This is a genomic window from Duganella sp. BJB476, assembly GCF_003416895.1.
Taxonomy (GTDB): Bacteria; Pseudomonadota; Gammaproteobacteria; order Burkholderiales; family Burkholderiaceae_D; genus Rugamonas.
Genome location: NZ_QVIO01000001.1, coordinates 596178 through 611286 on the forward strand (window position 1 = coordinate 596178; position 15109 = coordinate 611286).

The window sequence follows — 15109 nt, forward strand, 5'->3', positions numbered from 1 at the left end:
CGCGCCATTCCCGCCCCTGGCGGCCTGATCGGCCTTGGGATTCCGGCACACACTGCCGTATAGTAATGGCAGTGTGTGCCGGAGATGACAGGTGATCAAGCAACTGATGGAGGCGGCCCGCCATATGCGCGGCGGGTGGATAAGCTTGTGCGCGCTGCTCTTGCTGGGGGATTTGGGCTGGTCGCTGAAAGAGCGCGCGGTGCAGGAATTGTTCAAGGCGCAGCTGATGCTGTTCAGCCAGAACGCGATCCTGTTGAATGTGCTGCTGGGCGCCTTGCCGGCGCTGGCGGCGCTGACCATCAGCCCGGCCATTGGCGCCTGGAGCGACCGCAGCGCGACGCGCTGGGGGCGGCGCATTCCCTTCCTGCTGCCGACCAGCCTGTTGACCGCGTGCGCCATGCTGGGCCTGGCGTACAGCGAGGCGGCGGGCCGCGCGCTGGCCGGCAGCGCCGAGCCCACGCGCTGGATCGTGGTGGCCATGGTGGTGTGCTGGAGCGTGTTCGATGTCGCCACCTGCGTCGGCAACACGCTGTTCCTGGCGCTGATCAACGACACCGTGCCGCGCCACATCCTGGGGCGTTTTTGCGCATTGTTCCGCATCGTCAGCCTGGCCACCGGCGCCGCCTTTTTCGCCTGTTTTTTCGATAACAGCCTGACTTCCTGGTTCCGGCCCTTGCTGATCGGCCTGGCCGCGGCCTATCTGGCGGCGATGCTGGCGGTGTGCCTGGGCGTGCGCGAACCGGCGCCGGGCGCCCGGGCGCCGGCCGCGGCGGCGGGGCCGGCCGGCGAGCTGGCGCTGCTGTTCGCGGCGGTGGCGCTGGCCGCGATCGCGGTGCTGCCGCTGAATATCAACAGCTACAATGCGCGCGCCCAGTTCGGGGTGGATGCGGCCAGCTTCGGCCGCGCCATCGCGCTGACCTATGGCATTTCGATCGTGCTGGCCTGGCCGCTGGGCTGGCTGGCCGACCGTTTCCATCCCTTGCGGGTGGGCGGCGCCGTGCTGGCGCTGTATGCGCTGGCGATGCTGGGGGCCTGGGCCGGCGTGGCCGGGCGCAGCTCGTTCCTGGTGGCGCTGGTGCTGCACGGGGTGTTGGCCGGCGCCTTCCTGACCGGCACGGCGGCGCTGCTGCCGGCGATGCTGCCGCAGGCGCGCTTTTCGCAACTGGCGGCGCTGTCGGCGGCGGTGACGGCGCTGCTGGCGGTGGTGTCGACGGTGGCCATGGGCGCGGCGCTGGACGGCGCCGGCCATGACTACCGGCTGCTGTTCCTGGTCGAGGCCGGCGTGGCCGGGCTGGGCGTGCTGCTGTGGTGGCGGCTGTTGCGGCGCCATGCGGCCGCGCGGCTGGCGCGCGGCCGGGCCTGGGTTCAGTCGTAGAACGGGCCGGTGCTGACAAACGGGCCGCCCTGGTACTGGCTGGCGCGGTCGTCGGCGGCCGGATAGGCGGCGCTGTCGGGGAACAGGTGGGCATGGACGCGCGAACTGTGGCGCGGCCGGTAGCCCAGGTGCGCGGCCTTGCTGTTGTTCCACCACAGCGCGTCGTTGTCCGACATGCCGTAGGCGATGGTGTGGCCGACGCGCGGCGCGAACAGCGAGCAGCGGATCAGCTCGATCAAATCCTCGTAGTGCAGATAGGTCACCATCATGCGCCGCGTGGCCGGCTGCGGGAACGCCGAGCCGATGCGCAGGCACACGGTTTCGAGGCCGAAGCGGTCGTAGTAAAAACGCGCCAGCTGCTCGCCAAAACATTTGCTGACGCCGTACAAGCCGTCGGGCCGGGTCGGGCTGTCCGCGTCCAGCTGGGTGGTGGTCGGATGGAAGCCGATCGCGTGGTTGGAGCTGGCGAACACCACGCGCCGCACGCCGGCCGCGTGGGCCGCCTCGTACAGGTGGTGCACGCCGACGATGTTGGCCTGCAGGATGGCGTTCCAGCCGGCCTCCACCGAAATGCCGCCGAAGTGCAGCACGGCGTCGACGCCGTCCAGCAGCCGCAGCATGGCGCCGCGGTCGGCCAGGTCGGCATGGACGATTTCCTCGCCGGGACCGGCCTGGCCCAGGCCGTCCAGGTCGGACAGCCGCACCACCTCGGCCCACTGGCCCAGATGCGGTCGCAATACGCGGCCGAGGCCGCCGGCGGCGCCGGTCAGCAACAGGCGCTGGAAGGGTTTGGGGTGGTCGCTCATGGTGTGCTGGTCTCCGGGATGGTTGGTGTTGGGGCGCGCGCCGGGCGCGCGGTGAAATGGCGGCCGATTTCTTCCAGCGTCTTGCCGCGGGTTTCGGGTAACAGCAGGCTGGCGGCCAGAAAATAGACGACGCTGCAGGCGGCCCAAGCAAAGAACATGCTGGCGCTGCCGTAGCGGCCCACCGTCGGCAGGAACACGGCGGCGATCAGGGTCGAGACGCATTGGTTCAGCAGCAGCGCCACGCTCATGCCGTTGGAGCGGATGCGGGTCGGCATCAGTTCCGACAGCGCCAGCCAGACGCACACGCCGGGGCCGATGGCGAAGCTGGCGATAAAGCCCAGCAGGCAGGCCAGCAATTGCCAACCGTGGCGCGCCGGCGGCGGTGCGCCCAGCCGGGCCCGTTCGATCAGCAGTGGCGCGCCCAGCGCCCCGTCCAGCGCCGGCAGCGGATTCAGATGCAGGCGGCGCAGGGCCGCCCCCAGCGCGCCGTCGCCGTCGACGCTGGTGGGCGCGGCGATGTCCAGCGGCTGGCCGTCGCGCACCGTCTTGACCAGCGTGAGCGGACCGTAGCGGTAGGCGATGTCGAGCTGGTAGCGACCGTGCTGCGCCAGCGCGCCCAATTGCTGCGCGCTGGCCCGCAAGCCGTTGGCGCGCACCAGCGCGGCCAGCGGCGCCCGCACGTCCTGTTGTTGCGCCTCGCCGCTGCGCAGCAGCAGGCCGGCCGCCAGCAGCGACAGCACGATGCCGCCGCTGCCCAGCATCAGCAGGAATTTGCGGCCCTTGCGGTCGACCAGCACCACCGCCACCACCGTCACCAGGGCGTTGACCAGCTTCAAGGCCAGGTCGCCCTGGTTGGCGCGGCTGCCGCTCAGGCCGGCCTGGTCGAGCAGCGTGACCGCGTAGGCCAGGATGGAATTGATGCCGGTGGCCTGGTTGCACACCAGGATCAGGCAGGCCAGCAAAAAGGGCAGCAGGTAGCGCCGCTGCAGCAGGCTGCCGCCGTCGCCGGCGTCGGTTGCGGCTTGCTCGGTGCGCATGGCAGCCAGCTCGGCGGCGGCGGCGGCCGGGGCGCGGGTGCGTTGCAGCGCCCGCAGCGCCGCGGCCGGCCGGGCGCGCTGCAGCAGCCAGCGCGGCGATTCGGCCAGGGCCAGCACGCCCAGCGTGTAGGCCACGCCGGGGGCCAGGCTGAACCAGAAAATCCGGCGCCAGGCCGCGTCCTGCACCGCGCCCAGGCTGGCCGGGACCAGCCGCGCGGCGGTCTCGACCTGGCTGGCCACCAGCAGGCCGATCACCGCCGCCAGCACCAGGCCGATGGTCAGCATCAGCTGGAACAGCGCGGTGCCGCGCCCGCGCACCGCGGCCGGCAGGCTCTCGGCCAGGTAGAGCGGCACGATCACGCCGATCAGGCCGCCACTGACGCCTTGCAGCACGCGCCCCAGCAGCAGCGGCAGATAGCCCTGGGCCAGCGCGATCACCGGGATGCTGGCGCTGAACAGCAGGCCGGCCAGCAGCATGCCGCGGCGGCGGCCGCAGGCGTCGGCCAGCGCGCCGGCGCCCAGCGAGGACAGCACGCTGCCGCCCAGCACGGCGGCCACCACCCAGCCCAGCTGCTGCGGGGTCAGCTGCCACAGCGTGGCGGCGCTCGCTTCCAGATAGGGCAGGGCGCCGGCGATGATGCCGACGTCGATGCCGTACAGCAGGCCGCCGAGGCCGGCGACCAGCAGCAGGAAGCGGGTCTGGGCTTGCGGGCTGTCCGCCAGGCGCGGCCGCGTCATGGTGTGAGCAGCGCTCAGCATGGCTGCGGCGCCGCGTTGCGGTGGCAGGCGCGCGCGTAGCGGGCCAGCACCTGGCCCACCTTGTGGCGCACCAGCGCGTCCGGGGTGGCGCGCAGCGCGCCGCTGCGCACCGCGGCCAGTTGTTCCGGCAGGTATTGGCTCAGCAGCGGCAAGGGCAGCGGCTGCGCCGCCAGGTTGGCGTGCAGCCGCGCCAGCGCGGCCTGCACCGGCGGCTCGTTCCAGTAGTAGCGGCTGCGGTCGCTGAGCGCGAACCCGCGCAGCAGGCGCAGCTGCGCCGGCCCGCCGGTGTAGTGCTTGTGCCAGTGGCGCGGCTGCTCCTGCATGCAGCGGTCCAGCACTTCCTCCAGATGCGAGCGCTGCTCGACGGGCACCAGCACCGCTTCGATCGCGGCCAGCGCGAAACTCGCTTCGCGCAGCGCATGGGTGGCGGCCGGGCCGACCTTGAGGATGGCGAAGTGGTCGCGCACCAGCGCATGCAGCGCCGCCTCCGACTGGTAGTCGGTGGAATGGGCCTCGTACACCAGCGGCTGGCCATGCAGCATGGCGGCCAGGCCGCTGGCCGCGGCCGGATCATAGTCCTGCACCTGGCTGTGGTCGAAATCCACGCCCGGCTGCACCACCAGCGCGATCACGCGCTGCCAGGCGTCGCCCAGCCCGCGTTCGGCAAACGCCAGCCGGTGCGCCGCCAGCGTGGCGGCCGCCGCTTCCGCGCGGGTGACCTGGACGCCGTTGCCGAGCGCGGCCTCGCCGCCGGGCAGCGGCACCTCGGTGCCGACCACATACACCGGCGGCGCCCGGCAGGCGGCCGCGGCCGCCTGCTCGGCCACGGCCGCCAGTTCGGCGGCGCGCGCCGCCACCAGCGCGTCGGGCAGGGGCAGCGGATCGCCGGCGCAGGCCATGCTGCAATCGAGGTGGAGCTTGCTGAAGCCGGCCTGCGCATAGGCGCTGATCAGGACCCGGGCGTGCCGCATCGCCAGCTCCGGCGGCAGGTGCTGCCAGCTGTTCGGGCCGAGGTGGTCGCCGCCCAGCAGCAGGCGCTCGGGCGGGAAGCCGGCCTGCTGCGCCAGCGCGTGCACGTAGGCGACGAAGTCGGCCGGCCGCATGCCGGTGTAGCCGCCGAACTGGTCGACCTGGTTGGAGGTGGCTTCGATCAGCAGCGGGCTGTCATGTTCGAGCGCGACGGCCATGGCGGCCAGCAGCACCTCGGCATTGGTGCAGCACACGCTGGCCAGGCCGACGTGCTGGCCGGCCTGGCGCGATTGGATGAGTTGGGACAGGATGGTCATGCGTGCTCCGTAACAAGGTGGGTGCCGGCCTGGCGGGCCAGCAGGGCGGCGCCGCGGGCGCCGCCGGCGTCGCCGAACATCGGCGGCAGAATCGGCGGCGGCCGCAGGCCGCTCAGCAGGTGGGGCGCGATCGCGGCAGGCAGTTCGCGGTACAGGTGCGGCAGGCGCGACAGGCCGCCGCCCAGCACGATCACATGCGGATCGTAGGCCAGCACCAGGGTGGCGATGGCCGCGCCCAGCAGTTCCAGGTGCAGCGCATACACCGCCTGCGCCGCGGCGTCGCCGGCCGCGCGGCGCTCGGCCAGTTGCGCCGCGCTGGCGCCGGCCTGGCCGGACAGGTGCTGGTGCAGCGCGCTCACGCCACGGCCGGACAGGTAGCGTTCCAGGCAGGCGCTGGCGCCGCAGCCGCAGGGCCACGGCGGCAAGCCATGGCGCGCCAGCAGCGCCGGCGCCAGCGGCCAGTGGCCCCACTCGCCGAGCACGCCCTGGCGGCCGGCCAGCAGCAGGCCGTCGGCGCAATAGCCGGCGCCGGCGCCGGTGCCGAGGATCAGGCCCAGCATGCTGGGCTGGCCGGCGGCCGCGCCGCCGTGCGCTTCGGACAGGGCGAAGCACTGGCAGTCATTGCCCATGACCACGCCGCGCCGCAGTTGCGCGCGCAGCGCCGGCAGCAGCTGGCGGCCGCACAGCGCCGGCACATTGGTGCTCAGGTGGGCGCCGCTGGCGGCGTCGATGATGCCGGGGATGCCCAGGCCCAGCGGCGCGCACGTGCCGAGCTCGGCGTCGGCGGCCAGCACCAGCCCGGCCAGCGCCGCCAGCAAGGTGTCGAAGTCCTGGTGCGGGGTGGCGATGCGGCGCCGGTACACCACCTGCAGCGCGGCGTCGCAGGCCACCAGTTCGATCTTGGTGCCGCCCAGGTCGATGCCGTAGAACAGCTCAGGGGGCCGCATAGGGATACACCGTCACGCCCTGCACCACGCGGTTGACGCTGCCGTCCGGGAAGGGGTTGTCCGGCGTCAGCCCGAGGCGCATCGACTGGTGCAGCGCCAGCACCTGGGCAAACAGCACGTAGACCGGGGCCCGCCAGCAATCGTCCAGCCAGGCCGCCTCCAGGTCGATGCAGTCGACCGCGCCGGCCAGGCCGTCGCGCCGCAATTCGTCCAGCAAGTCCTGCTGGTAGCGGCGCGCCTGCGGTTCGCTGCTGGAGAACAGGAACACCAGCGTGTCGGCGGTCAGCATGGCCTTGGGGCCGTGGCGGAAGCCGAGCGGCGAATTGGCCACCGCCAGGATGCGGCCGGCGCTCAGCTCCAGCACTTTCAGCGACGCCTCGCGCGCCAGCGCTTCCAGCGGGCCGCTGCCGAGGTAGACGATGCGGTCGGCGCTGCGCTGGCCCAGCGCCCGCCAGTTCTCGGCCTGCTGCGCCAGCCAGTGCGCCGCCAGCGCGGCCAGCTGGCCGATGCGCTCGGCGGCCTGCGCCGGCGCGGGGCGGCCCAGCAGGGCCAGCGCCGCCAGCAGCATGGTGCTGAAGCTGGAGGTCATGGCGAAGCCGCGGTCGCAGCTGGCCGGCGGCAGCAGCCAGGTCATGCTGTCGGCCTGGCCGGCGTTGGCGCGCGCCAGCTGGCCGTCGGCGCTGCAGGTGATGTTGAGGAACTGCGCGCCCGGCACTTGGGCCCGCACCAGCTCGACCACGCCCTGGCTTTCCGGGCTGTTGCCGCTGCGCGCGAACGATACCACCAGCAGCGGCCGCCCGGCGCACAGGAATAGCGCCGGATGGGACAGCAGGGTGGTGCTGTGGATGGCGCGCACCTGGGCCGGCCAGGCCGCTTCCAGGCTGTCGGCCAGGATTTCGCCGATATAGGCCGAGGTGCCGGCGCCGGTCAGGATCACCTGGCCGCGCGGGTCGGCCAGCGTGGCCTCCAGCGTGGCGCGCCAGGCCGGCGGCAGCGCCAGCAACTGCTCGGCCAGCTGGCGCCAGACCGCCGGTTGCTGGGCGATTTCCTGCGCGGTGTGCAGGCCGCCGCAGGCGTCCCAGCGGGCGGTTTCCAGGGTGTGCAAATGAGTCATGGATGAGCTTCCTGTGTTAACGTTATCTTTTTTGGGCGATGAAAAATGGTGACGGGGCCGGCGCGGCCCCGTGGTCTTGCTGCCTTATCAGGAAGTGGTGATGGAGAAGATGCGCAGTGCCGGCTGGTTGGGCAAGGTAATGGAGATCACATTTTTTCCGCTAGGGAGCGGGAACTTGGCGTGCGAAAGGAAGTGGTTGCCGCTCGCTTGCGCCTTGGTTTGGGTGTTGCTGTAGCTCGTGATGCTGGCGCTGCTGTCGCCGAACGCGCCGGGGTTGACGGTTTGCCAGTCGGGGAAGCCGAGCGTGACGTTGGCGCTGCTGCCGTCGCTGTAGTTCAGCGTCAGCGTGCCGGAGAGGTCGCCGCCGTTCGAGGCGCCGAGGAAGCCGAGGTAGCTGCGGCCGACGGCGGAATACGCGATGGTCTGGCCGCGCGCCACGATGCTGTCGAGCTGGCCGGCGCCGCCGCCGACCCAGTTGGTGAAGGTCTGGCCGTTGATCGTGACGCTGCCGCCGGCCACCACGCCGGCCGCGGCGAGCGCGTCGGCGGAATAGCTGCCGCAGCTGCTGTCGAAGCAGGCGGCGGTGGAGGCGTCGTCGTCGCTGATCGAGGTGGCGTTGCGGGCCTGGCGCCAGGCGCTGTAGGCGTTCGAGCTCGGATGCAGGCGGTACAGCACGGCGCTGGTCGCCGGCACGCTGGCCGAGATGGCGCCGCCGCTGGTGGTGACGGCCTTGGACCACAGGTCGGTGAGGCTGAACTGGGTCGCCGAGCTGCCCACGGCCAAGCCGGTGGTGGCGATGGTCTGGGCGCTGCTGGACTTGTTCAACAGCAGCACGGCATAGTCGCCGTTGGCCAGCGGCTTGGCGAACACCGAGGTGTTGGCGTCGTTGACGATGCGCTTGCCCTGCGCGCCGATCTGGTCCTGGCTGATGGCGATGACGTCGGCGTTGCCGGCGTCACTGACCAATTGCGGGGTGAGCCCGGTGGTGACGCCGACCTTGATGTTGAGCGGCGCGGCCAGCACGGCCCAGATGCTGAACTCGGACTGGCCCTGGGCCGTGGTCAACGAACCCTTGCCCATGGCCAGCTGGTCGAGGTCGTTGAAGTGGCCGGCGCGGGCGTAGGCCGCGGCGCCGACCGCCTGGTCCACCGTGGTCAGCATCGCGGCCCAGGTGCTGCCGCCATTGTCGCCGCCGATGCGCCACTGTTGGGCGTACAAGGCCAGGCCGTTCAAGACCTTTTGGAACGCGGCGGTGCCGGTGGCGTTGTTGTTCCAGTTGAAGTAGGCGGCCGGCGACGGCGTCAGCACCATGTGGCTGCCGTACGCGCTGTTGGCGGCATCGACCGCCTGCGCGGTTTGACGATAGGCGTCGACCGCGATGGTGGCGTCGTTGTCGGTGGTGAGCGGCCAGCCGTTGGAGCTGTTGTTGATGTTGTAGCAGTAGTCGCTCTTGATATAGTCGACGCCCATGCTGGCGTAGTAGTTGGCGTCGCCGGTGAAGTAAGTGGGCCCGCTGGCGGCGTTCATCGCGGCGCCGCCATCGCAGGTCTTGCTGCCGCCGTCGGTGTAGATGCCGAACTTCAGTCCCTTGGAATGGACATAGTTGATGGTCGCCTGTATGCCCTGCGGGTACTTGCTCGGCGAGGCGATCTGGTGGCCGCTGGCGTCGCGGCCGCCGGCGCAGTTGGGCACCGCGGTCTTGGCCGTGTCCCAGTCGGTGCAATCGGTGCGGACCATCCAGTCGTCGTCGACCGCGACGATGTTCCAGCCCTTGGCCGCCAGTCCGGTGCTGGCCAGGCCATCGGCGACCTGGCGCACCAGGGTGTCGTTGGTCTCGCGCCACGAACCGGGGCGCACCACCATGCTCGGCACGCCCTGCAGGGTGTGGTCGGCGATATTGCCCGGCAGCGAAACGGCGTGCGCCGGCGTCGCGGCCGCCAGCGTGGCGAAACCGGACAGGGCGAGCTTCACGGCCAAACCGATGCTGTTCGGCTGGATGGCGTTGACTACTTGAGACATTTGGTTCGTGCGCATATTGATCCTCGGTGAAAAACTTGTTGGGTTTCAAATTTCCTGGATGATGAACCGGACAGGTGTTAACGTTACCTGTTAACGTTAGCATATCAGCGTGAAAGCAAGCTGGTCAAGCTCGGTAATGGGGTTTAGCGCTGAAGCGTTGTTTCGGCGCGCGGGGCGCTGTCATCAAATGGTAAGCATTTGTCTCGCAAGGCGTCGTCGGCAGTCGACGCCATCCCTCAAGATGGTGGGATGGGAGGAGCACGATGAAGACTATGGACGCCTTGTTGGAACAACCGCTGGCGCGCGCCGCCATTCTCGGCGAGCGCGGCGCCGGCCTGTCGCGCCGGCCGGGGCAGATCCTGTCGGCGGTGATCGTCCTGTGCGTGGTGCTCAACAGCGGCCAGACCTGGCTCGACTTCCGCGAAAACGAGCAAGTCACGGCGGCCCGGCTGGATGCCGGCGTCCGGCTGCTGGACAGCACCATCACCGAGCGCTTCGCCGTCATGCGCAACGTGCTGGGCCAGATGGACGCCATCGTCGATACCGTCGACGACGGCGGCGCGCTGTCGGCGGACGGCCTGCGGCAACTGAAAAGCGTGGGCCTGGGACTGTCCACGCTGATGCCCGGCAGCGAGTTGGCGATCATCGCGCCGGACGGCGCCATCCTGGGCGAGACCGGTTTCCCGGTGTACAACGTGATACCCGACCTGCGTGCCATGCTGGCGCGGCCGCAGCGGCCCTCCGGCTCGATGCTGTTGCCGGGCCGCCGGGGGCAGGTGCTGGCGGTGCTGAAGCCCCATTGGAACCGGCATGGCGCCGTCACCGCCACGGTGTTCTTGATGGCGCCCCACACCATCATGCGGGACTGGGCCAGCCGGCTGGCGATGCTGCCGCATACCGAGGCGATGACGCTCGACGCCGGCGGCACGCTGCTGAGCGAATATCCGGGCAAGGGCGTGGTCGCGCCCAACCAGCGCCTGCCGGTCAACGGCCAGCCGGTGGCGGGCTACGAATCGGTGGCCTACATCGAGTCGCCGCGCGATGGCCTGACCCGCATGGTGGCGTTGCGCCGGATCGCGCCGCCCTGGTCGAGCGGCGCCGACTACTGGGTGGTGCAATACGGCCACGCCACTGGCGACTACCGCCAGGGCTGGCTGCGCAGTACCGTGCTGAACCTGATCATCAGCGTCGCGCTGCTGGTGTTGCTCGCTTACTACCTGGCGGCCGAACGCCGCAACCGCATCGCGGCGGCGCGTGCCGCGCAGGCGCTGCGCCTGGTGCGCAAGGTGCTCGATACCATGCCGGCCCCGATGGCGCTGATCGACCGCGCCGACGGCAGCATCAGCATCGGCAACGCCAGCTTGCTGGAGCGCTTCGGCGCGGTGGCCAGCCAAGGCGATCCCGTCGTGCGCCTGTTTATGCAGGCGGCCGACTGGGGGGCGCTGACCGGCGCCGGCACGGTCGATGCCGTGCCGATGCTGGGCCGGTACGGCATGTTCCTGGCGCTGGCGCATTGCCAGGCGTTGACGGTGGAAGAATACGGCGTGCAACGTTATTGGCTGCTGTCGCTGATGGACGTCACCGATCAGTAAAACCGCCTGGCGAAGCTGCAGGACCAGGCCATGCGCGATCCGCTCACCGGACTGGTCAATCGGCGCGGCTTTGACGAGCAGGCGGTGCTGATGGCCGCCAATGCGACCCTGCACAACCGGCCGCTGGCGTTGCTGGCGCTGGACCTGGATCATTTCAAGCGCGTCAACGACACGTACGGGCATCTGGCCGGCGACCGCGTGCTGGCGGCGGTGGCCGACGCGGAGCGCAACACGCTGCGCGACAGCGACCTGCCGGCGCGGCTGGGCGGCGAGGAATTCGCGGTGCTGCTGCCCGACGTGCCGGCCGAGGCGGCGTGGCAGGCCGCCGAGCGGATCCGCAAGGCGATCGGCGCCATGGCGGTGCAGCTCGACGATGGACAGGCGCTGACCCAGACCGTCAGCATCGGCATCGCCATGTTCAACCATGGCGATGCCGACCTGCAAGCCACGCAAGGCCGTGCCGACGCCGCGCTGTACCGCGCCAAGGCGTCGGGCCGCAACTGCTGCGCGGCCGACGACGCCGGCTAGCGGATCGCAAGTTGTTGCCGTTGAAGCGGACAGTTGCTTTGTCGCGCAGGAGCTGCCGGGGGTGTTATTCTTGACGGAACTTGTGGTGATCGGAGAGGGGCATTGAGCGCACACAATTACCTGTTGCACAGGCTCGCCACGCTGATGTGGATGCTGGTGCTGGCGTGCTTGCCGGCCCCGGCGACGGCCGCGCCGGCCGGCCATGGCATCGCCGTGTTGCTGCCGTATGGGCCGGGGGCGTCCGGCGTCGACCTGATCGCGGCCGACATGCGCACCCACCTGATGGCGCAGGGCTACAATCCCGCCGACATCTTTCTGGAATACCTGGATCTGGAGCGCAATGCCGATCCGCTGTACCGGCAAAACCTGCGGCGTCTGCTGCTCGATAAATTTGCGCAGCGGCGCATCGAGGTCGTCATCACGGTGCTGCAGCCGGCGCTCGACTACCTGTTGCGCGATGCGCCCGACCTGCTGCCCGAGGCCACCGTGATCACGGTGCTGAGCGCGCTCAAGCCCGGCCTGTCGCCCGGCGCGCACCGCATGTTCGAGATGAATGGCGCGGTCAATTACCGGGCCACGCTGGAGCAGGCGATGGCGCTGTTTCCGGCGACGCGGCATGTGGAAGTGGTGGTGGGCGCCAGCGAGACCGAAGCGCGCGAGCTGGCCGATGTGCGCGCCGCCTTGCAGCCGTGGGCGGACCGGGTCTCGGTCGCCGACACCCGCGCCTTGTCGCTCGAGGAAGTGGCGGCGCGCCTGGCCGGGCTGCCCGCCGATTCCATCGTGCTGGGCGTGGCGATGCGGCGCGACCGCACCGGCCGCAATTTCAACCGGCTCGACGCCTTGCGCCAGGTGGCGCCGGCCAGCCGGGCGCCGTTCTTCGTGTTCTACGACCTGGGCGTGGGCGAGCGCAACTTCTTGGGCGGTCATGTGTTCAGCATTCGCGGTGAAGCGCGGCGGGTGGCGCGGCTGGCCTACGAGCTGGCCAGCGGTATCAGGGCGGCGCCGCCCGGCGTGACGCCGTGGCAGCCGCAGCGGGTGTCGCTGTACGACTGGCCGCAGCTGCAGCGCCTGGGCGCCGACCCGGCGCGCCTGCCGCCGGAGACCCAGTTTGTCAACCGTCCGGTGCCCATCTGGGAGCAATACCGCAGCGAGGTGGCCGCCGCCGCGCTGGTCATCCTGGCGCTGCTGGCCATGTTGTGCGCGATGCTGTGGCAAATCCGCCGCAAGTCGCTGGCCGAGCAGGCGCTGCTGGCCAACCAGGAGCGCTATCGCGCGCTGGTCAATGGCGCGCCCGAGGCGATCGTGGTGGTTGACAGCATGCACGGCCGTATCGTCGACCACAACCGCAAGGCCGAGCAATTGTTCGGGCGCAGCGCCGCCGAGTTGCGCGCGGCGGAAGTTGCCGAGCTGTACGCGGCCACGGCGGCGGAACAGGCGGCCGTGCGTGAGAGCGTGCGCGCGCATATCACGCGCGCGCTGGCCGGCGAGCAACTGGTGTTCGAACGCACGGTGCGCAGCAGCGACGGCCGTGAGATTCCCTGCGAAGTGTGGCTGAGCAGCCTGGCCTCGGGCGGCCGCACGCTGCTGCGGGTCAGCTACATCGACATCACGCTGCGCAAGCGGGCCGAAGCGGAACTGGGCCGCCACCAGCATCAGCTGGAACAGCTGGTGGACGAGCGCACGGCGGCCTTGTCGATCGCGCTCGGGCAAGCCCAGGAAGCGAGCCGGGCCAAGAGCAATTTCGTCTCCAACGTCAGCCATGAACTGCGCACGCCGATGAACGCCATCATCGGCATGAGCACCCTGGCGCTGGATCTGCAACTCGACGCCAAGGCGCGCAACTACATCGAAAAAGTCCAGCGGGCGGCCGAAAACCTGCTGGGCATCATCAACAACATCCTGGATTTTTCGCGCGTCGAAGCCGGCAAGCTGACGCTGGAAGTGATCCCGTTCCGGCTCGACGAGGTGCTCGACAACCTGGCCACGATGATAGTCCAGCCGGCCGCCAGCAAGGGCGTCGAGTTGTTGTTCCGCGTCGCGCCCGAAGTGCCGGCGGCGCTGCTGGGCGATCCGCTGCGGCTGGGGCAGATCCTGACCAACCTGGGCAACAACGCCGTCAAGTTCACCGAGCGCGGCCGTATCGTGGTCGAGGTGGCGCAGCTGGCGCGCGACGCCGCCGGCAGCGAACTGCATTTCACCGTCGCCGACACCGGCATCGGCATGCCGCCGGAACACTGCGCGCGCCTGTTCCAGGCTTTCAGCCAGGCCGACGATACGATCACCCGCAAATATGGCGGCTCGGGCCTGGGCCTGGCCATCAGCAAGGAGCTGGCCCTGTTGCTGGGCGGGCGCATCTGGGTCGAGTCGACGCTGGGGCAGGGCTCGGTCTTCCACCTGGTGTGCCGCTTCGGCGTGCCGGCCGTGGCGCCGGCCAAGACCGTGCCCAGCGACCTGCGCGCGCAGGCGGTGGCCAGGCTGGCCGGCGCCCACCTGCTGCTGGTCGACGACAACGAGATGAACCAGGAACTGGCCCAGGACCTGCTCAGCAAGGCCGGCATCACCTTCGAGGTGGCCGGCGACGGCAGCGAGGCGCTCGACCTGCTGGCGCGCAGCGGTCCCTTCGACGGCGTGCTGATGGACTGCCAGATGCCGGTCATGGACGGCTACACGGCGACCCGCGCGATCCGCAGCCAGCCGCAATGGCAAACGCTGCCGGTGCTGGCGATGACCGCCAACGCCATGTCGGACGACCGCGCCAGGGCGCTGGAGGCCGGCATGAACGACCACATCGCCAAGCCGCTGAACGTGCAGCAGATGTTCGCCACCATGGCGCAGTGGATCACGCCGGCGCGGCCGGCGGCGGCGCCCGCGCCGGCCGCGCCGGCCGCCGCCGCCGATGCGGCACAGTTTGCCGTGCTGCCCGGGATCGATGCGCGCGCCGGGCTGGCCACCATGGGTGGCAGCGCGGCCATGTACCGCAAGATGCTGCGCCGCTTCCGCAGCGAGCAGGCCGGGTTCGCGCAGGCGTTCGGTGCGGCGCGCGCGGCCGGCGACAGCGTGACGGCACGCCGCATCGCCCACACGCTGCGCGGCGCGGCCGGCATGATAGGCGCGTTGCAGGCCCAGGCCGCCGCGGCCGCGCTGGAACAGGCCTGCCGCGACGGCGCGCCGGACAGCCAGGCCGATGCGTTGCAGGCGCGCGTGGCGGCCGAGCTGGATGTGGTGCTGGCCGGGCTGCTGCCGCTCGACCTCGAGCCGGAGGCGGCGGCGCCGCTGGCGCCGTTGGACGAGGCTGCGCTGCGGGCCGGGCTGGCCGGCCTCAAGAATCTGCTGGACGACAACGACGGCGCCGCGCTGGCGCTGGCCGTGCGCCTGGCGCGCGAAGCGCACGGCACGCCGGCCGAGGCGCCGCTGCGCGTCGTGGCCGCGGCGGTCGAGGACTACGATTTCGAGCTGGCCTTGCGCGCGCTGCACGGCATGGCGCCGGCGCTGTCATGAAATGTCAACGGTTTGTCGCGCATTCCGATAGCCGGCGCGGCCTTGCCGCTTTAGTATCTCGCGGCATTAAAAAGATTCTTTAAAGAAATTTTATGGAGTGTGCGGCAATATGTTGTTGCCCCTGACAGCACGCAAAGGCGTTTATGGC

Annotated in this window: 10 protein-coding genes; 4 read left to right on the forward strand and 6 right to left on the reverse strand. The window is 70.5% G+C overall.

Translation table 11 applies throughout. The features are described 5' to 3' along the window. Positions 1-91 precede the first annotated feature (91 nt). A complete protein-coding gene (locus tag D0T21_RS02690; protein ID WP_116988285.1) occupies positions 92-1375 on the forward strand; it encodes an MFS transporter in 1284 nt (427 codons plus the stop codon). On the opposite strand, the gene D0T21_RS02695 is transcribed toward D0T21_RS02690, so the two are convergent. The 6 genes from D0T21_RS02695 to D0T21_RS02720 form a co-directional block, all read right to left on the reverse strand. Beyond that, complete coding sequence (locus tag D0T21_RS02695; protein WP_116988286.1) at positions 1366-2181, reverse strand: NAD(P)-dependent oxidoreductase; 816 nt, start codon at positions 2179-2181, stop codon at positions 1366-1368. The genes D0T21_RS02690 and D0T21_RS02695 overlap by 10 nt on opposite strands. Continuing rightward, positions 2178-3977 (reverse strand): MFS transporter, encoded by a 1800-nt coding sequence (locus D0T21_RS02700; protein ID WP_229211308.1) that lies wholly within the window; start codon positions 3975-3977, stop codon positions 2178-2180. The genes D0T21_RS02695 and D0T21_RS02700 overlap by 4 nt, the downstream gene beginning before the upstream one ends. Continuing rightward, a complete protein-coding gene (locus tag D0T21_RS02705) occupies positions 3971-5263 on the reverse strand; it encodes a D-tagatose-bisphosphate aldolase, class II, non-catalytic subunit (protein WP_116988288.1) in 1293 nt (430 codons plus the stop codon). The genes D0T21_RS02700 and D0T21_RS02705 overlap by 7 nt, the downstream gene beginning before the upstream one ends. Further along, positions 5260-6210, reverse strand: coding sequence for an ROK family protein (locus D0T21_RS02710; RefSeq protein ID WP_116988289.1), 951 nt, complete (start codon positions 6208-6210; stop codon positions 5260-5262). The genes D0T21_RS02705 and D0T21_RS02710 overlap by 4 nt, the downstream gene beginning before the upstream one ends. Further along, positions 6197-7324 carry an SIS domain-containing protein gene (locus D0T21_RS02715; protein WP_116988290.1) on the reverse strand — a complete coding sequence of 376 codons (1128 nt, stop codon included), beginning with the start codon at positions 7322-7324 and terminating at the stop codon, positions 6197-6199. The genes D0T21_RS02710 and D0T21_RS02715 overlap by 14 nt, the downstream gene beginning before the upstream one ends. Before the next feature lie 87 nt (positions 7325-7411). Continuing rightward, positions 7412-9343 carry a glycoside hydrolase family 27 protein gene (locus D0T21_RS02720; RefSeq protein ID WP_158567950.1) on the reverse strand — a complete coding sequence of 644 codons (1932 nt, stop codon included), beginning with the start codon at positions 9341-9343 and terminating at the stop codon, positions 7412-7414. A 263-nt stretch (positions 9344-9606) separates the two neighbouring features. On the opposite strand from D0T21_RS02720, the gene D0T21_RS02725 reads away from it, so the two are divergent. The 3 genes from D0T21_RS02725 to D0T21_RS02735 all read left to right on the forward strand — a co-directional run bounded on the left by D0T21_RS02725 (position 9607) and on the right by D0T21_RS02735 (position 14961). Further along, complete coding sequence (locus D0T21_RS02725; RefSeq protein ID WP_147328019.1) at positions 9607-10935, forward strand: hypothetical protein; 1329 nt, start codon at positions 9607-9609, stop codon at positions 10933-10935. Between the two features lie 15 nt (positions 10936-10950). Continuing rightward, complete coding sequence (locus D0T21_RS02730) at positions 10951-11463, forward strand: GGDEF domain-containing protein (RefSeq protein ID WP_301546326.1); 513 nt, start codon at positions 10951-10953, stop codon at positions 11461-11463. A gap of 102 nt (positions 11464-11565) precedes the next feature. Continuing rightward, the gene (locus tag D0T21_RS02735; protein WP_116988294.1) at positions 11566-14961 is read left to right on the forward strand and encodes an ATP-binding protein; all 3396 of its coding nucleotides are present in this window, start codon (positions 11566-11568) and stop codon (positions 14959-14961) included. Positions 14962-15109 lie beyond the last annotated feature (148 nt).